Source organism: Janthinobacterium sp. RA13 (assembly GCF_000745325.1).
Lineage (GTDB): Bacteria > Pseudomonadota > Gammaproteobacteria > Burkholderiales > Burkholderiaceae_D > Janthinobacterium > Janthinobacterium rivuli.
Map to the genome: position 1 here is coordinate 5,583,889 of NZ_JQNP01000001.1, position 20,031 is coordinate 5,603,919.

The following is a 20,031-nucleotide window of genomic DNA, read 5'->3' on the forward strand; positions in this document are numbered from 1 at the left end:
ATCCTTCGGAATTGCAGACCTAAAAGGTGAGAACTATGATGATGCTTCGTTGGTTGGGGATATCGATAGTTGTTGTAATTTTATTTACTGGCTGGTTATGGCTAGGCGCCGCATCTAAGAGCCAAGCACGTGAAATTGCGTCACAGTTGCAGGCGCAACAGAAAAAGCTGCCTTTGGAACTAGGACGAGAGTATGTGCTGGAAGTGATCGGATTTGGCGTGACGTTGGATAAATATCGGCAGGGTAAATTGTGGGAAGCCTTACAAAAAGGAAGTGCTTATACCAGCATACGTGAGCAGGATCCGATGAAGTATCCGTGGAAAGGAATGGATAAAGATGGGCAGGGGGGAGGCCGAGCCTGCGACGCATTGGAAAACGGCGTTAATTTCACGCCCATGTATTGGGGCTTACCATCGTTTTATGCTGGTTCTCCGATTCTTGATCCTGATGAGCAGCCCAGTTTATACGCGCCGATGGCCGGATTGGTAGCTGGTGCATCGACAATTGGTCTGCCGGCACATTTATTTTCGATAGGTCCTTGGAAATTGGATGAGAGACCGGATCGCTTGTTGATTGAAGTCTTTGAATTTTTTGACCAACATCCAGAGCTGCCTTATGTTGTCGTACATTCCGAAGATAGTGTGGGTACGCGCGATGGAAATCGCAAGCCGGGTGATGCGATGAGATTAAAGGATGGCTACTATATCCCCGAGATGCCCGATACCACTGCCGTATTTGTGCTGGCGCGCCGCGACAGAATAGATCCTTTGCGCCCTTATGTATGGGAGGATCCCGAGAATAAGTTTGTTCAGGGGCACTTCAAGGCCATGTATTACGATTTGAAGAGTTCATTGGCCAAACCAGTCAAATCAATATGGTCCAGTTTTAGCATGTCTCGCCAACCCACCGTCGCAGAATGGCTCGCCGCTGCCGCCGCCTTCGCCCAGCGGCCCGATATCCGCGGCGTGGGTTTGCATACTTTTGACAAACTCAATCCCTGGGAAAATCGCCCCCCGCGCGACTGGAAGCCGACGCCGTGGTTTCCCATTCCATGGAACCGGGAACAGATGGAAACCTTCGACCGCTTGCCCTCGTTCGGTTTCGTGCATCGGCCCGTATTCGTCAAATTTGCGGATGAAGAGGGCAAGCCCGTCACGCGGCGTGACCAGCGCCAGAAGATGTTCAATGCGGGCTGGCAGCAGGCGCTGCAAACCTTGCCGGTGGCGGAGCGCGGCAAGGGGCCAGCACGCATCGTGGCCGGTACGGGAAATCAGCCGGAGCAGGTGCTGATGCTCGAAGGCATGTTGCATGACTATGCGTCACAAGGCGGGCCGGAAATCGACAGCAGCAAGAGCGCACAGTTCATCAATACCGATCTTCGCCTGGGCAATACCGGTGCCGCCACCTGGTTCATGCAGATGGCCATTGGCGTGATGGGCAGCTATCGCGATGGCGGCGCCACTGCCGCGATTAATTTGCGTGACGGCAATGAGGCCAGCATCATCTTCATCACGCCGCCATCGGACGCCAAACGCCAGCAGCAGGATGCCAATGGCGATATCTTCCGCAGCCGCGTCACCCCGTCCGTCGATCCGGGCAATTATGCGGCGCCATCGGTGGAAGCCATCCTGGAAAGCTCGGTGGGCAAGTAGAACGGGAGGCAGCATGCGTAAAGTCATCCGTTTGGGCGACGCCACGTCGCATGGCGGCAAGGTGCTCAGTTGTGCCGCCACGCATTTTACGGTCAATGGCATTGCCGTGGCCTGCGTCGGGGACTTGTGCAGCTGCCCCGTCAAGGGGCATCAAGGCTGCAAGATCGCCAGCGGCTCGTCGCGGCACACCATCAACGGCATCGCCATCGCCTTTGAAGGCGATACTACCACCTGCGGTGCCAGGCTGCTCGCTGGTGGTGTCAACTTCCGCACGTCCTGACGCCGTACGCTCCTTGTATTTCCTGGTAACTATATAATCTGCGCTTGGGCGATATCCGCCCCTGAACGTCGATTGAAGGAATGCCATGCCAGGATATTTCATGCGCTCTGTAGCGCTCTTTACCCTATCGGCCGTGTGCATCTCAGCCAGTGCCGCCGAGGTGGTGGCAGTGGATGCGCAGCAGCGCGCGTCCTTGCTGGAATTTTATGCACAGCAATATCCGGGCGAGCCGGCTGCGCGCACCGTGTTCGAGAGCGTGCCCGTGGTAGGCGGCCGTGGCAGCGAAGTAGTGGGCAGCGTGGAAACGTCGCCGTATCGGGGCCATGGCGCGCTGTGCCGGACGCAGCGCACCAAGTTCGTGCTGCACGGCGAGGGCAAGCAGGCGCGCTGGCAGGAGGCGGGCATGGAGTATTACGCCTGGCTCGACCGTGGCACCTGCCGCGCGGTGGCCGAACCCGTGCGCATGCTGCAGCGCATCCCCGATGTGGAGCTGGAAGGCGTCTTGCTGTACCAGAAACCGTTGCTGGAGCGGGCGCGATTATTGATGGCGGGCAATACGGCCTGCGCCCCCTTGCGGGCGCTGAAATTTGCGCTGGCGGCTGTCGACGTGGGCACGGCCGCACCGCGTGCCGAAGAGCGTTATGCGCTGGTGTTCAAGAGCGACCGCGACAGCTACGCCCGTGTCTGGCTGCGCAAGAGCGGCGCCCAGTATGACGCGTGGAATGTGACTTGCCCGCCAGTACTGTAGACTGCTCGCCCTTTGCCCGATTTTACTTTTTGACTGTTGCAACCATGAATGAAAATTCCACTTCCGCCCGCAGCTGGGGCACCATCGTCACGCATAGCGACGAGATGGCCATCATCTACCGCTATGTCGATACTTTCCATGACGACTGGGACCTGTCGTCGCAGCCGGACCGCATCATCATCGCCTGGCGTTATGAAGACGAAACGGGCATGCCCGCGCCGAACGAACGCGAGCACATGGAAGAGCTGGAAGCGGCGCTGGCGCCCGTGGTGGAAGAAGACGGTTTCGCCACCTTGGCGCTGGTGTCCACGGGCGAAAACCTGCGCGAATGGATTTATTACACGCAGTCGGGCGAAGAGTTTTTCAACCGCCTCAACACGGCGCTGGCGCCGCGTCCAAAGTTCCCGATTGAAATCCGCAGCGCGGCCGACCCCGCATGGTCCACGTACGCCGGTTTCATGGCCGCTTTGCCCCCAACGACCTGATCAAACCTGCTGCGCGTCGTGATCTGCCGCCTGCGATGCTCACTGTGCTGAAGCACAGTTCCGCTCTCGGCGACAGCTCTCTTCCGCTCGCGACGGTTTTATCAGGGTTGGATCTAATCAGACCAGCGCGGCCGTCACGATACGCGTGGCGGCCGTGATGATGTCCTGATTCGTGTCCGCTTTTTTCTGTTCGCGCGTGTAGTACACGGCGATGACCAGTGGCGCGCCGCTGGGCGGGTAGGCCACGCCGATGTCGTTGACGCTGCCATACGCGCCCGAGCCGGTTTTATCGGCCACCTGCCAGCCGGCAGGCACGCCGGCGCGGATGCGCTTGTCACCCGTCGTGTTGCCGCGCATCCAGGCATCGAGTTGCTGGCGCTGCGGCGCCGGCAAGCTATTTCCCAACAACAATTGCTGCAAGCTGTGCGCCATCGACGCAGGGCTGGCAGTGTCGCGCACTTCGCCGGGGATGGCGCTGTTCAATTCCGTTTCCCAGCGTTCCAGCTGGAACATGGTGTTGCCGATGCTGCGCGCAAACGCCGTCACGGCTTGCGGCCCGCCTAATAATGTCATCAAGAAATTGGCCGCGCTATTGTCGCTGTACTGCAAGGTGGCGGCACACAGGTCGGCGACCGTCATGCCGTCGGCCAGATGCTTTTCCGTGATGGGCGAATAGGTGACCAGTTCCTTTTTCTCGTAACGCACATGCTGATCCAGCAGGCCCGGCTGGCTGACGCTGCGGGCCAGCACGGCACCCGCCAGCATGGCCTTGAAGGTGCTGGCCAGGGGAAAACGTTCGTCGGCGCGGTAGGCCACGCGCAGCTCGCTGCCCTGGCGCCAGGCGGCAACGCCGAGGCGCCCGCCTGCCGCTTGTTCCAGCGCGGCCAGTTGCGCTTGGGCGGCGGCGATGCTGGTGGCGGGCGCGGCAAACAACATCGGTGTCGGGCACAGCAGGGCGGCGCCGCCAGCCAGCAGGAGGTTGCGGCGGATGTGGTTCGTGGATTCAGTCATGGTCTGTCAGTGTTGTTGGAGTGGAAAGAGTGGCCAGCAGTTCGCCGATGGCGAGCAGGTTGGCCGGTTTGGTCAGATGGTGGTCGAAGCCGGCCGCGCTCGATTGGCTGCGGTCGTTTTCGGCGCCCCAGCCCGTCAAGGCCACAAGCACGACGTTGGCGCCGGCCGGTATCCGGCGCAGCGCACGCGCCACTTCATAGCCGTTCATGCCGGGCAGGCCGATGTCGAGGAAGATAACGTCCGGCAGGAATTGCGGCGCCACGGCCAGGGCCTGTGCGCCGTCGTGGGCCACTTGCGTGGCGTGGCCCATCATGTCGAGCACGGCGGCGAGGGTGTCGGCCGCATCGACATTGTCGTCGACCACCAGCACGCGGAAATGGCGGCTGCTGGCGGAGCTGGCGGCGATGGCCGGTTCGGTGGGTGCCTTGGGTTCCACCGTCAGCAGCGGCAGACGCACGCTGAAGGTGCTGCCCAGGCCGGCGCCTGGACTGGCCACCGTGGCGCTGCCGCCATGCAGCTCGGCCAGGCGCCGCACCAGCGACAGGCCGATGCCCAGGCCGCCCTGCGCTCTGCCCATGTTTTGTCCCACTTGCGTAAACATGTCAAACACGGTGGCGATCGATTCGGCGGGGATGCCGACGCCGCTGTCTTTGACTTCGATCAAGGCCTCGTTGCCATCGCGTAATGCACGCAAGCTGATCTGGCCGCCCGCCGGCGTGTACTTGGCGGCATTGTTGAGCAAATTGCCCAGCACTTGCGCCAGGCGCGTGGGATCGGCCTCGAGTGGCAGCGGCTGCTCGTCGAGTTCCACTTGCAATTGGTGGCGGCCCGCCTCGATCAGCGGCATGCTCGTTTCCACGGCGCCGGCGATGATGGTTTTCAAGTCCGTGCGCTCGGGCTTGAGTTCGATCTGGCCCCGCGTGATGCGGGCCACGTCGAGTAAATCATTGACCAGATGCACCATCTGATTGACTTGCCGCTCCATCACGTCGCGCACCCGCGCCACGGTGGCGGGCTTGTCGGCGGCCAGGCGCATGATCTGCAAGCCGTTGCGGATGGGCGCCAGCGGGTTGCGCAGTTCGTGCGCCAGGGTGGCCAGGAATTCCGTCTTGCGCCGGTCCATTTCGGACAGGTTGTCGGCCAGTTGGCGCAATTGCTGTTCAGATCGCTTGCGTTCGCTGATGTCGCTGAACAATACCGTCAGCAGGCGGCTGCCGGGGCCGCCCAGGCGCGCGGCGAAGACTTCGAACCAGCGCTCCATGGCCACGGCTTCGTTTTCGTAGCGCACGGGCTCGCCGGTCTTGACGACCTGGTCGTACAGGTCGAACCAGTGCTGGTCGTGGTCGGGCACGAAGCTGCGGATGGTCTTGCCGATGGCGTTTTCCAGCCCCGACTGCTTGACGAAAGCGGGATTGCCTTCCAGGTAGCGGAAATCCACGGGGCGGCCTTGCTCGTCGTACAGCATTTCGATGACGCAAAATGCTTGGTCCATCAGCTCGATCAGGGTACGGTAGCGTTCCTCGCTTCGGCGCAGCGCATCTTCCACCTGTTTCTGGCGCGTGATGTCGAGCAGGACGCCGGGCAATTGCAAGGGCGTGCCATCGGGCGCGTATTCCGCGCGGCCCCGCGCGATGACCGAACGGTACTGGCCATCGCCGGCGCCGACGCGGTAGCTGGCCTCGAACGGCGTGTGCGCCTGCAGCGCCTGGGCAATCTGCGTGCTGACTTGCTCGCGGTCATCGGGGTGGATGATGTCCAGATAGCGCGCCAGCGGCGCCGCCGTCGCCGCATCGGCATTGACGGGGAACAAGCGCGCCATATTGCTGTCGGCCGTGACCCGGTCGGCCACGATGTCCCAGTTCCAGGTGGCCACTTCGCCGGCCGCCAGGGTCAGGCGCAAGGTTTCCTCGTTCTGTTTGCTGGCCGTCAGGTCGAGCGAGATGCCGGACAGGCCGATCACGTTGCCAGCGCCGTCGCTGGCGCAGGTGCCGCGCATGTGCGCCCAGTGCAGCGACCCATCGGGCCAGCGCACACGGATATCGACTTCGAAATCGCTGGCGCTGGCGATGGCCGCGTGCACTACCGTTTGCCAGTGTTGCAGGTCGCCGTCGAGCATGGCGCCCGTCAGCTGCGCGTAATCGATGTGGCTGTCAGGCGGCAGGCCCAGGTTGCCCTTGAAGGCATCCGAACCGGCCATGCTGCCGCTGCCCAGGTCGATCTCCCACGTGCCCATGCGGCCGCCCTGCATGGCCAGGCGCAGCCGCTGTTCCGTCTGCCGTTGCTGCGTCACGTCGCAATGCGAGCCCAGCCATTCAACGATGCTGCCGTCGGGCGCCAGCACGGGCAGCATGCGCACGAGCATGTTGCGGTAGGCGCCGCTGACGTGGCGCAGCCGGTATTCCGCTTCGAACACGCTGGTCAGGTGCGATGGCATGACGTAAGGCAAGTTGCGGTCGTCCGGATGCAGGGCATTGACCCAGCCACGGCCCAGCAGTTCGGCCTCGGTCTGGCCCGTGAAGGCGCGCCAGGATGGCTGGTCGGCATCGAACTGGCCGAAGGTTTTCGTGCTCCAGACGATGTCGCAATGGGCGCTCAGCAGTAAATGCGCCGCCTGGGCGGCGACGGTGGCGGACGGGACGGCGTTGCTGGGTTGGCTGGATTCTGGCATGGAGGCGATCGACGATGGTGCAGGGGGCTGCCGCCGCACTGGAATGGGGCGGCTTGGCAACTCAATTCTGGCGATATTACAACTATTTTTACCGCCGGGGCTGTCTTGCTGGACGCCAATTCCGCTTTCGCGGGCCAGGCAAAAAAAGTCGCGCCCTGCGGCAGGTGACCGGGGGAAATAGCAATGAAATAGCAAGGAAATAGCAAGATAGAGGCGGTATTGTGGCTGAATAACCACTAGTCGGCCCATTATGTTGATGAATGAATATTTTACATAACAATATTCTTGCAGCGCACAAGGCGCTTGAATTAAATTGGCGCCTTACTCAAAAGTTGGTGTTCATCAGACATCCCAGAGATGCGGCCGCTACCGCTGTCAGCTAGCACGACAGCCAGGGCAGAGCCAGTGACGCCAGGAGTGGAGAGACATCCGCTCGCGCTGCTGCACCGTGATGGTGCAGACGATCATCCAGCGCCGTACATAAGCCGGAGACAGGTTTCGCAATTCTTTTTTAAACTTCTGGGAAACAACATGATCAAGATGTCCAAGATGCACAAGCGTTTGTGCGCCAAAAGCGCTGCTATGCTGGCACTGTCCGCTGCCTTGCCTATCGGCTCGGCTTACGCTGATGAAGTCGCTGCTGATACGACCCCTGCCGCCAGCCAGCTGGAAACCGTGACCGTGACGGCGCAGCGCCGCAAGGAAAATATCCGCGACGTGCCCGTCTCCGTGTCGCTGCTGCGCGACGAAAAGCTCGACGTGCTGGTATCCGGCGGACAAGACATTCGCGTGCTGGCCGGCAAAGTGCCGAGCCTGAACGTGGAATCGTCGAATGGCCGCACCTTTCCCCGCTTCTACATCCGCGGCTACGGCAATACCGACTTCAACATCTTTGCATCGCAACCTGTTTCCCTGATTTACGACGATGTCGTGCAAGAAAATCCTATCCTCAAGGGCTATCCGATTTTCGACGTGGCTGGCGTGGAAGTGCTGCGCGGCCCGCAAGGCACCTTGTTCGGCCGCAACACCCCTGCCGGCGTGGTCAAGTTCGAATCCGTCAAGCCGAACCTGGACAAGGTTGAAGGCTATTACAACGTCTCCGCCGCCACGCACAACACGACCAATTTCGATGGCGCCGTCAACGTGCCGCTGAGCAAAGAATGGGCCATGCGTGTCTCGACCTTGCGCCAGCACCGCGACGACTACGTCGACAACACGTTTACAGGCAAGAAAAACGCGCTGGACGGCTACAACGAACATGCCGAACGCGTGCAATTGATGTATGCGCCGAACGGCACGTTCAACGCCCTGTTCAATGTGCATCAGCGCAGCACCACGGGCAGCGCGCGCGTGTTCTTCGCCAACGCCATCAAGCTTGGCACGAATGACCTGGTCGACGGTTTCGATCCGACCAAATCTTACACCGATGCCCTGAACTTCCAGGAGCTGCGCACCAATGGCGCCAGCGCTCGCCTGAGCTGGGAACTCGACGGCGTCAAGCTGTACTCGATCACCGGTTTCGAACGCGTGGGCAAGTATGTGTCGCATGGCGACATCGACGGTGGCGCACCAGGCATGGTGCCAGCGATTCCATTCCCGGTGGAAACTGCTGGCGGCATCAGCAGCGTGAAACAGTACTCGCAAGAATTCCGCGCCGAATCGAAAAGTGCCGGTCCGCTGAATTGGCAGGCTGGCGTGTACTACTTCAATGAGGACGCCAACGGCTATACGGATAACTTCGGCGGTAGCGACCATGCGCTCGTTTCGCACCTGGCCAGCCGCCAGAAAAACACGGCCTGGGCCACCTTTGGTTCCGTCAACTATGCCGTCAACGATGACTTCATGTTGCGTGCCGGCTTGCGCTACACCAAGGACAAGAAGGATTTCAACACGGTAGTAGCGAACAACGTCCCGCAAATCAACCCGACCAGCGCCGATGTCAGCAAAGCCAAGGTCAACTGGGACCTGAGCGGTACCTACAAGTACAACAAGGACGTGAACTTCTACGGCCGTGTCGCCACCGGTTTCCGCGCACCAAGTATCGCGCCAGCCAGCAAGGATGTGTCCGTGACCGTGGCCGATGCCGAAACGATCACCTCGTTCGAAGCGGGCATCAAGGCCGACCTGTTCGAGCGCCGCGCTCGTGTCGCCTTCAGCCTGTACAACTACCAGGTGAAAAACCAGCAATTGACGGTCGTTGGCGGCACCTCGAACGTGACGCGTTTGATCAATGCGGCCAAGACGAATGGCCGCGGCGCGGAACTGGAACTGGAAGGGTTTGTCACGCCTAGCCTGAAGATGTCGCTGGGCGGCAGCTACAACTTCACGGAAATCAAGGATCCATCCCTGTCGGTGGCCACATGCCGCAGCTGCACCGTGACCGATCCGATCAACGCCGCTAACCGTGCTGTTATCAACGGCAACCCATTGCCGCAAGCGCCGAAGTGGACGGTCACCGCCACTGGCCGCTATTCGATCCCGATGGAAAACGGCGAATTCTTCGTCTTCACGGACTGGGCTTATCGCAGCAAGATCAACTTCTTCCTGTACGAGTCCACCGAGTTCACCGGCAAGCCGATGGTCGAAGGTGGCTTGCGCGTGGGCTACACCTGGGATGCTGGCAAGTATGAAATGGCCGTTTTTGGCCGCAACATCACCGACACCCAGCGTATCACGGGCGCCATCGACTTCAACAACCGCACGGGCTTCATCAATGAGCCACGTCAGTTTGGGGTGCAGTTCAAAGGCAACTTCTAAGAACACATAAGCAAACCTACTGCGCGTCGTGATTTGCGGCCTGCGATGCTCACTGTGCTAAAGCACAGCTGCGCTTCTCAGCCGCAACTCACTGCCGCTCGCTACGGTTTTCTTAAGTGTTCGGTTCCAGGGCCGGCCCTAGCTGCTGGCGCCTGCATTGCTACCTGCCCGGTTCGCCGCGGCGGGTTTTTTTATGCCCGTTCGGGAAGGCGTGCCAGCCGCTGCGCCCAGGCGGGAATGGCTTGCCGCCAGAACTCTTCCACGTTCTCGGCGCGCACGTCGAGGCCAAGGAAGCGGGCCGCCGGCAGTAGCGCTGACGCCAGCAGTTCGGTGGCTTGTGTTCCTGTATCGAAGGCGAGGGCACCCGTCTGCTTGGACAGCTTTTCGCCGCTGTCGTTCGTGACGACAGGCACGTGCAGGAAGCCGGGATGCGGCAAGCCCAGCACATCCTGCAGATACAGTTGGCGCGGCGTGGAATCGAGCAAGTCCGCGCCACGCACCACCTGCGTGATGCCCTGCGCGCCATCGTCGACGACGACGGCCAGCTGATACGCCCAGTAACCATCGCCGCGCAGCACGATGAAGTCGCCCACGTCGCTGGCCAGATCCTGCCGCTGCGGACCGGCCCAGCGGTCGGCAAAAGCGTATACGGCATCGGCCCCCTGCGGCACGCGCAGCCGCAAGGCCCGCGCCGCCTTGCCCGGCGCCAAGCCGTGGCGGCAGGTGCCCGGATACACGGCGGCCCCATTCTTCGGCGCGCCCGCCAGCAAATTCGAATCCTGGATCTCCTTGCGCGAACAGCCGCACACATACACGAGGCCATCGTCCTGCAATTGCTTCAGCGCCGCCTGGTACAGCGGCAGCCGCCGGCTCTGCCACGTCGCCTCGCCATCCCACTGCATGCCGCAGCGCTGCAGGCTGGCCAGGATGCCGAGATCGGCGCCCTCGACATTGCGGTCATAGTCCAGATCCTCGATACGCAACAGCCACGTGCCCCGATGCACCTTCGCGTCAAGATAACTGGCCATGGCGGCAACGAGTGAGCCCATGTGCAGGGGACCGGAGGGGGAGGGGGCGAAGCGGCCGATGTAGGGGGCGGTGGGAACGGGCATGCAGAGAACTGTTGATTATGTATAGGCTTGGCGCGGTTTTTCTGGATAACGTGTGATTGGCTGCAATTCAGGCAGTGGCAAGTATCGTTCAGAATATAAATCAAGTCAATTCGTTGCTGGTTTTTACTATTTAAATTAATGTTTTTATAATTTTTAGATGTTGTAAAGGCGAATAAGGCGCCATGTTGGTTGCAATTTTTTGATAAGGATCACGGAGTCATTTGTTTGAAATGGCGGTTTCCATGACGGAAATTACATGTTTTATCCCGTCGGTGATAATTGAGTTGCTGTTGATGTATTTGTCCTTGATAATTTTCAATATTTCAATATCTGCACAGCTAGCTACGTCCATGTCAATTGCATTTGCAATATTGTGGTCAATGTTAATTTCATCTAATATTTTAATTATTATTTCTATTGATTTTTCAATTTGTTTTTTGTGTAAATAGAATTCAGCAACTAATAGTCTAATTTCGCCTGATTTATTTTCAAGTAATGAATTGGCAATATTTTTCATGTCATTATTTTCTGTTTTGCAAAGTGCGTAATATATTGCATAATTTAAACTGCGTGAAATGATCGGGTATTCTCCGAAATTTCTTATGGAATATATTTTTCTCTTGGCTAATCTTAGTATCTCACTACTTTTATCTCCTTTTAAAGCGATCAGCCACAGTAATTCTTTTTTTCTTTCGCTTGAATTTTTCTGGTTTAGTTGTTTTAATATTTCATCCAAATGTTCTTTTTCTAATATCCTTTCTCTGGATGGTTTTGAAAGATTCTCTAGTTCAATTATTCTTCCTTTTTTTATTATGTCTAGAATGTTTGAATTTATAGATTTTTTCATTTTCCCAGTATTCCATTTTTAATTTCAATGTGCATTGCTTTATAGTCACCGGCTGAGGCTAGTTTTCCAGTGTCATCGCATAACTTTGCTCCAGAGATTTTTGGAGGTGCATAATTTCCGTTGGCTACGCTAGATGTTGGAACAATTTCCTTGTGGGCGTGTGGCACTTCATCTGCATTTCCTAGTGGTATGGTGCGTTTTTCAGCTGGATCAATGCGTACCGCTGCTGTGTTCCCATCTGGTAAGTTTTTAGTCCAGACTTGCCCTCGTTTATTGGATCCAGAAGGGTTAGTTCTGGAACCTACCATGGTGTAACCTCTTCTCCGCAAAATTTTTCTGATATCACTTGGAAGCATATTATTCAATGCAGGTAAGTTCTTTATTTCGTCCACGGCACTGGAAATGATGAGTCTGCATTTTGCCAGTCCTAATGGGTCGCTCCACTGAATGGGATTTGTTACATATGCATAGCCATTCAGTCCGCCTAGAATGCCGATAGGATCTTGACTAAGATAGTGTCCGCAATCAGGCTCATAGTAGCGGTAACGGTTATAAAACAGTCCAGTCTCTTGATCCTCATACTGCCCCTGAAACCGCAGCGGCTGGTCGATTTCTCCCTCTACCTGCAACAAATGCCCCCAGGCTTTGTAGCGCCCGCTCCAGACTACGTTCCCTTGCGCATCCGTCAGCTCGCGCGGCGTGCCCAGGTGGTCGCAGTGGTAGTGGGTGATGCTATCGTGTGCTGCCGCGTCATCGGCTGCCGCCTGGGTACCTTGCCATGCCGATACATGCAGCGTTTCAGTGTCCGCTTGTTCTTGCGCAATCGGGGCCTGCAGTTCGGCGTCGTCCCGGATGGCAGGCAAATCCCATTGGGCCACGCGCGGCAGGTGCACGGCGCTTGCCTGAAGACAGGCTGGCGAACTAATTTTGGCCAGCGGCACGAAGCTGTCCGGCTCGTACAGGTATGTGACAGTTTCATCTTGCCCAAGTTCCTGCGCCAGCGTGTCGCCATCCCAGACGAAGAAGGTGGTGCTGGCGTTCGTGCGGGCGGGCTGGTCTATTGTGATGTCTTGCTGGCTGGTCCAACGCGCCTCATCGACGCGTTTGGCGATGCGGCGGCTGAAGGCGTCATAAAAATAATGGGCGCGGTGGCGTGACTGGCGTTCCGTCCTGGTGGCGTGGCTGAGGCGGTTTTCGGCGTCGTAGCGCAGCGCCATATCGCTCCAGGTCGACTCCCTGCCCGGCGGATGGAAGCGCTTGCTGGTGGCATTGCCCTGCTCGTCGTAGTCGTATTCGTTATCGGCGTAGCGTTTCAGTACGTTGCCGGAGGCGGGGGCGGTATCGACCAGATTGCCGGCTGGGTCGAAGGCGAAGTGTTCGGCCAGGCCCGGCTGCACGGCGGACAGCAATTGCCCGACGGGATCATAGGTATAACTGAGTTTGCCAAGCGGCCCTGCAGTGGTGGTGCCCGTCTGCACGATGGTGCGCAAGTTTCCCTGGGCATCGTATTCGAAACGGCGCTCGCGCACGGGAACGGGCGCGTCGGCGCCGCGTGCCAGGGTCAGCCGGGTGAGGCGCGATTGCGGGTCGTACTGGCGCGTGGCGAGCAAGCCGCTGGTGCCCAGCTGCCGCTGCTTTTCGCGGTGCAGTTTGTCGCGTTCGACATCGACCACGGTCTTGCCATGCCACAGCACGCCGTGCCAGTGGCCGGAGCCGTAGCGCAGGGTGTCGACGCGGCGTCCATTCGGCAGGACGGTTTGGATACGGTTGCCCAGTTCGTCATAAGAGTGCGTCATGACAAAGCTGGCGTCCGGCGCGCGCGGGGTATTCGGCAGCCTGGCCGCTTCGGGCAGCGTTTGCAGGAAGCAGGCGCTGCGTTCTTCGATCAGTTGGCCCAGCGCATCATGGAAGAAACGCTGTTCGGCTTGTGGCGCGGAGACGGCCGTCAGGCGACCCAGCGCATCGTAGGCGTAGCGAACCGCACCGTCCGCCGTGGTCTTGACTTGCAACAAACCGAGCGCGTCGCGCAGCAACTGCGTGCGCTGGCTGCCGCACTCGGTGGCAGTGAGGTTGCCGGCAGGGTCATAGCTGTAGTGCGTGCGCTTGCCGTCGAAGCCCGTTTCCGACGACAGCCAGCCTTCCGCATGATATGCGAGCCGGTAGCTTTCGCCTTTGACGTTGATCAATTCTGTCAGTTGCAGCGCAGCGTCGTAGCGATACTGCAAGGTCTGGCCGATGGCGTCCGTGCGCTCCACGGGCAAGCCCTGGCCGTTGTAGCGGTAGCGTGTCTGCTGACCGGCCGCATCGACGTGCAAGACCAGATTGCCGTCCCCATCGTAGGCATATTGCTCCCGGGTCTGATCGGGCGCCGTGAGGCGGATCAGGCGGCCCAGCGCGTCGTATTCGTAGCGGGTGGCATGGCCGAGCGCATCGCGGGCCGCTTCCAGCCGGCCCAGCGCATCGTAGGCGAATTCGCTGGTGTGGCCGGAGCAATCCGTGTAGCTGGTCAGCCAGCCCTGGCGGTTGTACTGGAAATGTTTGCTGCCGCCCTTGGCGTCGATCAGTTCCACCAGCTGGCCGCGCTGGTCGTAGCGGTAGCGCGTGACGTGGCCCAGGGCATCCGTGATGCTGAGGGGGCGGCCTGCCGCATCGTATTCGCGCAAGGTGGTGTTGCCCAGCGGATCCGTGAAGGCGACAGGCTGGTTCCGGTCGTCGTAGTCGATGCTGTTGCTGTGCCCCTTGGCATCGGTGCTGCGGATCAGGTTGCCAGCCGCATCGTAAGCGTAGCGCGCGGCGGCGCCGTTGGCATCGATATCGGCCAGCAGCATGCCATCGCGGTCCCACTCGCGCCGGCCCAGCGAGGCGGCCTTGCCGTCGATCACGCGGCGCACTTCGGTCACCAGCCAGTTGGCGTCGAATGTGTATTCGAGGACGCCGCCGTTTTCCATGACTCTGCTGGTGTCGTTGTCCACGTAATCGATGCGCGTGTGCTCGCTGCCATCGCACGCCCGGGTAGCGGTGGCACGCGCCTGGTAGCTGTTGGCCACGGTGATTGGATAGTGCTGCGCCAGTTCCTGCTGGCTCAACGGTGATCCGCTCCAGCGGGCGCGCAGGGCGTCCAGGCTGATCCATTCCAGTTCGTAGCTAAAACCCGTGTAGCTGCTGCATGAGGTGAGGAGCTGGTGACGATAGGCATAGTGGCGCGTGTTGCCCAGCGCATTCGACTGGCTGACCAGGTTGTAGCGGGGCGCGAACGGCGGCTGCGTTTCGTTTGTTTCGGCCGCGTATTGGTAGCGGACGTGGCAGAGTCGGCTGCCGTCGGGTAATACCTCGTCGATTCTCCCGATGTGGATGGCCTTTTCCATCTCCGCGCGCATGGCTTCGAGCACGCTGCCATCGTCGCTGCGCAGGCGCAACAGCACTTCGCCCGGCCTGGCATCGATCAATCGCTCGATGCTGACGCCGCGTCCATCGCGCGCTTCGCTACGCACGAGTGCAAAGCGCTGCGTAGCGACGGGCGCGGACGGAGCCAGCATGGCGTTGACGCCGTCGTAGCCGTGCGGCAGCCAGTCGTCTTCAGCGCGCGCGTAGCGGTCGCTGCTGCCGTCGCGCCACAGCAAAGTGAAGGTGTCGGCGCCGTCGCGCGTGAGCGTAAAACCTTCCTTGCGGCTGTCGTGCTGCTGGCCCGGTTCCAGGCCAGGCAGGCGCAGGGCGCGGCCGCTGTCGTCGTGGTAGACGATGCCGGCATCGCATAGCGACAGGCTGGTGGTGTAGGGCGTGGACCAGCGCGCGCCCAGCAAGCCCCAGTCTTCGCATTCGGCGCCGGAACGGTAGCAGCGCGTCCAGACGATGGGAATGCTGCGCTCGAGCGCGAAATCCGTCTGGTACAGGATTTCCTGGCCCGTGCCGAAATGCACGGGCTTGCGGCCCTTGACGGGTTTTTTCGCTGGGCCGCTATCTTTGGGGCAGCAGTCGGACGGTGCTTCCGATTTTGGTTCTTTCTTGCCGCGGCTCTTGCCGTCGTCGCCGCCGTTTTTTGGGGGCGGTTTGTCGAGTTTTGGGGGCGGCTTGTCCGGTTTCTTGCCGACCAGCTTGTCCTTGACCTTGTTGATGGTTGGCGCCGTTTTCTTGCCGAGGAACTTGCTCAGTATTTTTCCGCCTGGAACCTTGCTGAACACTGCCGTTTGCAATAATGTGCCTGCCGCATTCATGACGATGTCTGAGGCGGTATTGAGCAAATCTGGTGTCTTGCCTGTCAAGATGTAGTCGGCCGCCTGGTCGAGCACCGTGGCCGATGCTTTCATTGCCGTGCCTGTTGCAACGGTCGCCGTGCCGGCCACAGCGCCCGTTGCCGCCCCCGCTTCCATCGCGGCGGCAACGGGGGCGCCGACTCCCGTCGCCGCAACGCCCACCCCGGCGACTCCCAGCACAGCGCTACCTGTCAGGACGGTGCCACCCGCGTCCACCAGGTCTTCGGCGGCGCCATGCATTTTCCTGGAGCCATGCTCCTTGTAATCCTGTGCCACTTCCCGTATCGCCGCCGTCAGTTCCTTGAGCACGGGCTTGGCGGCCTCCCCGCCCCGTTCATAAATCTTGCCCACGGTATTGCGCGAATTCATCCATACTTCGCGCCCCATCTGCACCAGGCTGGCGCCGTTGGCGCGGTGGATGCTGCTGGCGACCTTGGTGTCGACCTGCTTGCCGACGGTGCCGCTCTTGACGCCGCCCGCCTTGCCGGCCGCGTCGCCTTTGACGGTGGGAATGATGCTGTGCTGGTGCAGGATGACGGGCTCGCTGTGCGATTTGACGTTGGGCGAGGCATTTTGCGCTTCCGAAAATTCGCCTGTGATGCTGTAGGGAATAGGGGGCGTGCTCGAGCCGACGGGCGTCTTGCAAATGTCGGGGCTGAGGCTGACGCAATAGAAACGCCCCGATTTGGTGACGGTTTCATTTGTCATTATTTTTACCTTGCTCGGCCGCCTTGCCGAGCGCTTCCTGCGCCTGTTCCAGCAGTTCGATGCGGGCGATCTGCGCCGGCTCCATCAGGTGCAGCAGACGCGACGCGACCTGGCCCGTGTCGGCCGGCACGATGGCACGCCAGACCAGCTCCACGCTGGCCGCATCGGGATCGACCAGCACCGTATCGATGGCCAGGCGCCAGACGAGAAACTGGTCGTTCTTGTCCGCCAGCAGCAGGCACAGCACCTGTTGCGGCAGGGCGAAGCGCAGCACCGTGTTGCCGCGCGGGTCGATGCGGGCCGAGGGATGGTCGTGGCGGCACAGATTGGTCAAGGTGAATTGTTCCAGTCCCGCCAGGTACGGGCATTGCTGGTCGGGTGGCGTGCTGTTCCAGTACGCGAAATCGAAGTCTTTCGGCAGGGCGGGGACCTCGTCGGCATCCCATTTATCCTTGATGACGATGTGGCCCGCCAGCGCGCGGCGCGGCAGCCAGCCACGGCCGACAGCGGCCAGCCCCGCCGGCGCGGGAAGTTCCTTGCCGCCCGCGCCTTGCCAGAACTGGGCGGCTGTGCACGGCTGCGATGGCGGTGTGATGCGCGGCGCGGGCACCTCATTGATGTGTTGCGCATCCAAGTACCAGTGGCGCGCAAAACCGCGTCCCAGGGGATTGGCCTGGCAAGAGTCGTGCGCCGCCGCGTTGCAGTCATCGGCCTCGATGCGGCATTGCCCGCCATATGCGTAGGCATAGTGCAGCGGCAATTGCAGGAACGCTTCCGGCGCCGACAACTGCCAGGGGTTGGGCCGCAGCAAGCCCACGGTGACAATGCGGGCGCAGCCTTGCGCCAGACGCGTGAGGACGGCTTTCTTGCGGAAGGCGCGCTCGCCACTCACTTGCAGGGTCTTGTCGATCAGGGTCTTCTTTTCCGATCGCACCTTCAGGTTGACGAGAAATTGCGGCATCGCCTGCCCGCGCGGCGCGTGCGCCACGCCATTGACGATCACGTCGCAGCGCGGTTTATAGGGCGCGAAGTCGCTTTCCTGCAGCGTGCCCGCCTGCGTGTCGCCGTCCAGGTGCCGGTCCTCCGTTGCCAGCGGAGATTGCCGTGCCATGGGCAGCAGGCTGGCCAGGCCGTCCGCGCCGCAGGGGCCCAGGGTGTAGCCCATGCGTGCCACCACCACATGAAAGGCCTGGCCAAACTGGTCGACCATGTCGAACTGGCTGGCCGCGTGCGGCGTGCGGTTGTCGAACAGCAGGTTGGGGATGTTGAAATGGGCTGAGCCGGCGTCGTTCATCGTCAGCCCGGATTGTTGTCGATGTCGTCGCCATGGATCTGCACCTTCGACCTGCCGCGGATGATGATTTCATCGGCAACCAGTTCGATGCGTCCCGGCGTGATGGTGATGCTCGACGTGCCTACCGTCATCGTGTGCGAATCGGTGGCCGTGAGCGTGCTGTCGGCGCCGACGATGACGCTTTTCGTCAGTCCGACTTGCTCGGCCTGCGCCAGCACCACGGTGGTGTTCATGGCGCCGATGACGGTGGTCTGGTAGGCGGCGCCGATGGTCAGCACCTTGGCCAGTCCGATCGTTTCGTCCTTGGCCAGGGTCACCCGTTCCGAACGGTGGCCGTCGATCTGCACCTGCTCGTTGCCGCCCACGTGTTCGCGGCGGTTGTCGCCGATGTCGATGTGTTCGTCATGGTCGACGCGCTCGCGGCGGTTGTTGTGCACGGTGATGTCTTCATCGTGGTCCACCGTTTCCGTGCGGTCGCGCTTGACGTGCACGGTTTCATCGCGGTCGACGGTTTTGCGCCGGTCGTTGCCGACCCAGTGCGATTCGTCGTGCTCGACTTCGATGCGCTGGTCTTTTTCCGCGTGCAGCCACAGCTCTTCCGCGTCCTTGCGGTCTTCGAAGCGCAAGGCATTGGCGTGCGCGGCGGAACCTTTTTTTGAGGAGCGGCTCAGCATCCCGCTCTGCGTCTTGTTGGCCGGTAAATCCCACGGCGGCATATTGCGCGCGTTGTAGACGCAGCCGATGATGAGGGGCATGGCGACGTTACCGTCGAGAAATTGCACGGCCACTTCCATGCCCACCCGGGGCAGGCTGATGTGGCCGAAATTCGGGCCGGCCCAGTTCGATATCACCCGTATCCACGGTGAACTCTTGTCGTCGAAGGTGCCCAGGCGGTCCCAGTGGAATTGCACTTTCACTCGTCCATAGCCGTCCGTGTGGATTTCCTCGCCGGGCGGCCCGACGACGGTGGCCGTCTGCACGCCGTAGATCTTCGGTTCGCGGCTATGAAAATGGCGGCCCGGCCGCCAAGGGATGGCGCGGGGGATGCAGGTGAACGTGTTGCTGTAGTGCGAGGTGGCGCCGTGTCCTTGCTGATAGTTGTTGCTGGCGTAGTGGTGCACGGACAGGATCAGGTATTCGCCGGCGGCGCTGTCGAAATGTCCGCCCAGGGTGAACCAGCGCCCTGGTTGCGCCGTGCGGTCGTTGCCTTGCGCTTCGAACAGCTGCCCCTGCGCGTCGCGTTCTTCCATGCGGCGCTGGGCCAGCGCTTCGCCATCGTCGATGTTTTTAAAACCGTAGCTGCCCGTGTTTTCATAAATTTCCAGCGAGGGTACGGCTCCCTGTTTGTTCAGGGAATCACGGCTGGCGCGGGCGCTGCGTGGATTTTTAAAGTTGAAGCTGGCCACCGTCATCTGGCTTGGCGCCATGCGCCGCACCGTGCTCCACTGGTGCACGCCATCGTCTTCCTGGGAGCCTGCCTGGTGCTGGAAGGGGATTTCGCTCAGATCGCCATCGATGGGCTTGCCGGTGGTGCTGTCGTCGGACAGCCACAAGGTGTGGCCGTCAAGGCGGTGTTCGTAGCGGTAGTGCCAGCCCAGTTGCTCCCAGTGGCGGTGCAGCAGGTTATGGTCGCTCTCGTTGTGCTGGCACGTGTAGGTGATGGCGGGATCGGCTCCGCTGGCGGCCAGCTTGTAGTCGCGCATCTGGTAATCATCGAAGACCTTGTCCGTCAGCGCCGCCACCGTCAAGCCGTGGAAGGCGACATTGTTTTGCCGCAAGTGCAAGTGCGACAGCCACGGTTCCAGCACCATTTCATAGAAGGCGAAACCGCCGTCCGTGCGCAGGAAGCGGAACTCGAAGACATAGCCATTGAAGTAGCGCAAGGTGCCGTCTTCGCGCACCAGTTCGATGGTCACCATCTTGCCCATCACTTTGTCGAGGGCGATGCTGGCATCGTCGGACAGCACTTCCACAACACAGGAAAAGTCGCGCGACAGGCTTTCGCTGGCGGACAGGCTGTTGGCGAGGAAGCGGATGCCGGCGGGGCCGTCGCCATGCGGAAAGCGCAGGCGCAGCAGGCGCTGACCCTGCATGTCGCCCGTCAATGCCGTCCATGCCGCCGTCGTATCGGGGAATTCGCTCATCGCGCATCGCTTCACGGTAGGGATCGTTGGCCGACTGTAGCAATAGCGAACACAAGCGTTTTGCGCGGTCGCAAG

General features: G+C 60.6%; 12 protein-coding genes. 5 read left to right on the forward strand and 7 right to left on the reverse strand.

Annotated features, from left to right (window positions below; genetic code table 11):
- Window positions 1-35 precede the first annotated feature (35 nt).
- From FG13_RS29665 to FG13_RS29165, 4 genes are all read left to right on the forward strand, one after another.
- Window positions 36-1,652, forward strand: a complete 1,617-nt coding sequence (locus FG13_RS29665; protein ID WP_081922701.1) for a type VI lipase adapter Tla3 domain-containing protein — start codon at window positions 36-38, stop codon at window positions 1,650-1,652.
- 13 nt (window positions 1,653-1,665) lie between these two features.
- On the forward strand, window positions 1,666-1,932 hold the full coding sequence (locus tag FG13_RS24710; RefSeq protein ID WP_035825279.1) for a PAAR domain-containing protein: 267 nt from the start codon (window positions 1,666-1,668) through the stop codon (window positions 1,930-1,932).
- Window positions 1,933-2,032: 100 nt separating this feature from the next.
- On the forward strand, window positions 2,033-2,680 hold the full coding sequence (locus tag FG13_RS24715) for a hypothetical protein (protein ID WP_152598853.1): 648 nt from the start codon (window positions 2,033-2,035) through the stop codon (window positions 2,678-2,680).
- A 44-nt stretch (window positions 2,681-2,724) separates the two neighbouring features.
- Window positions 2,725-3,165, forward strand: coding sequence for a DUF695 domain-containing protein (locus FG13_RS29165; RefSeq protein WP_051959421.1), 441 nt, complete (start codon window positions 2,725-2,727; stop codon window positions 3,163-3,165).
- 117 nt (window positions 3,166-3,282) lie between these two features.
- Here FG13_RS29165 and bla read toward each other — a convergent pair whose 3' ends face one another.
- Both bla and FG13_RS29170 read right to left on the reverse strand, forming a co-directional pair.
- Window positions 3,283-4,176 (reverse strand): class A beta-lactamase, encoded by an 894-nt coding sequence (gene bla, locus FG13_RS24725; RefSeq protein WP_035825283.1) that lies wholly within the window; start codon window positions 4,174-4,176, stop codon window positions 3,283-3,285.
- The gene (locus FG13_RS29170) at window positions 4,169-6,844 is read right to left on the reverse strand and encodes a hybrid sensor histidine kinase/response regulator (protein ID WP_051959423.1); all 2,676 of its coding nucleotides are present in this window, start codon (window positions 6,842-6,844) and stop codon (window positions 4,169-4,171) included. Before FG13_RS29170 ends, bla begins: the two co-directional genes overlap by 8 nt.
- A gap of 531 nt (window positions 6,845-7,375) precedes the next feature.
- Here FG13_RS29170 and FG13_RS24735 point away from each other — a divergent pair.
- Window positions 7,376-9,601 carry a TonB-dependent receptor gene (locus tag FG13_RS24735; RefSeq protein WP_051959425.1) on the forward strand — a complete coding sequence of 742 codons (2,226 nt, stop codon included), beginning with the start codon at window positions 7,376-7,378 and terminating at the stop codon, window positions 9,599-9,601.
- Window positions 9,602-9,792: 191 nt separating this feature from the next.
- On the opposite strand, the gene gluQRS is transcribed toward FG13_RS24735, so the two are convergent.
- From gluQRS to FG13_RS24760, 5 genes are all read right to left on the reverse strand, one after another.
- Window positions 9,793-10,713: a tRNA glutamyl-Q(34) synthetase GluQRS gene (gene gluQRS / locus FG13_RS24740; protein WP_035825285.1), complete on the reverse strand. Its 921-nt coding sequence runs from the start codon at window positions 10,711-10,713 to the stop codon at window positions 9,793-9,795.
- Between the two features lie 217 nt (window positions 10,714-10,930).
- Window positions 10,931-11,560 (reverse strand): hypothetical protein, encoded by a 630-nt coding sequence (locus FG13_RS30235; protein WP_152598854.1) that lies wholly within the window; start codon window positions 11,558-11,560, stop codon window positions 10,931-10,933.
- Window positions 11,557-16,518 carry an RHS repeat-associated core domain-containing protein gene (locus FG13_RS24750; protein ID WP_035825290.1) on the reverse strand — a complete coding sequence of 1,654 codons (4,962 nt, stop codon included), beginning with the start codon at window positions 16,516-16,518 and terminating at the stop codon, window positions 11,557-11,559. The genes FG13_RS30235 and FG13_RS24750 overlap by 4 nt, the downstream gene beginning before the upstream one ends.
- Window positions 16,508-17,812: a DUF2169 family type VI secretion system accessory protein gene (locus FG13_RS24755; protein ID WP_051959427.1), complete on the reverse strand. Its 1,305-nt coding sequence runs from the start codon at window positions 17,810-17,812 to the stop codon at window positions 16,508-16,510. The genes FG13_RS24750 and FG13_RS24755 overlap by 11 nt, the downstream gene beginning before the upstream one ends.
- 2 nt (window positions 17,813-17,814) lie before the next feature.
- Entirely contained in the window at window positions 17,815-19,956 is a 2,142-nt protein-coding gene (locus FG13_RS24760) for a type VI secretion system Vgr family protein (protein WP_035825293.1), read from the reverse strand.
- Window positions 19,957-20,031 lie beyond the last annotated feature (75 nt).

Excerpts from the sequence above, each read along its gene's own strand:
- FG13_RS29665 (WP_081922701.1), top strand. The coding sequence starts at position 36 with ATGATGATGCTTCGTTGGTTGGGGATATCGATAGTTGTTGTAATTTTA.
- bla (WP_035825283.1), bottom strand. The coding sequence starts at position 4,176 with ATGACTGAATCCACGAACCACATCCGCCGCAACCTCCTGCTGGCTGGC.
- FG13_RS29170 (WP_051959423.1), bottom strand. The coding sequence starts at position 6,844 with ATGCCAGAATCCAGCCAACCCAGCAACGCCGTCCCGTCCGCCACCGTC.
- FG13_RS24735 (WP_051959425.1), top strand. The coding sequence starts at position 7,376 with ATGATCAAGATGTCCAAGATGCACAAGCGTTTGTGCGCCAAAAGCGCT.
- FG13_RS24755 (WP_051959427.1), bottom strand. The coding sequence starts at position 17,812 with ATGAACGACGCCGGCTCAGCCCATTTCAACATCCCCAACCTGCTGTTC.
- gluQRS (WP_035825285.1), bottom strand. The coding sequence starts at position 10,713 with ATGCCCGTTCCCACCGCCCCCTACATCGGCCGCTTCGCCCCCTCCCCC.
- FG13_RS24750 (WP_035825290.1), bottom strand. The coding sequence starts at position 16,518 with ATGACAAATGAAACCGTCACCAAATCGGGGCGTTTCTATTGCGTCAGC.
- FG13_RS30235 (WP_152598854.1), bottom strand. The coding sequence starts at position 11,560 with ATGAAAAAATCTATAAATTCAAACATTCTAGACATAATAAAAAAAGGA.
- FG13_RS29165 (WP_051959421.1), top strand. The coding sequence starts at position 2,725 with ATGAATGAAAATTCCACTTCCGCCCGCAGCTGGGGCACCATCGTCACG.
- FG13_RS24760 (WP_035825293.1), bottom strand. The coding sequence starts at position 19,956 with ATGAGCGAATTCCCCGATACGACGGCGGCATGGACGGCATTGACGGGC.
- FG13_RS24710 (WP_035825279.1), top strand. The coding sequence starts at position 1,666 with ATGCGTAAAGTCATCCGTTTGGGCGACGCCACGTCGCATGGCGGCAAG.
- FG13_RS24715 (WP_152598853.1), top strand. The coding sequence starts at position 2,033 with ATGCGCTCTGTAGCGCTCTTTACCCTATCGGCCGTGTGCATCTCAGCC.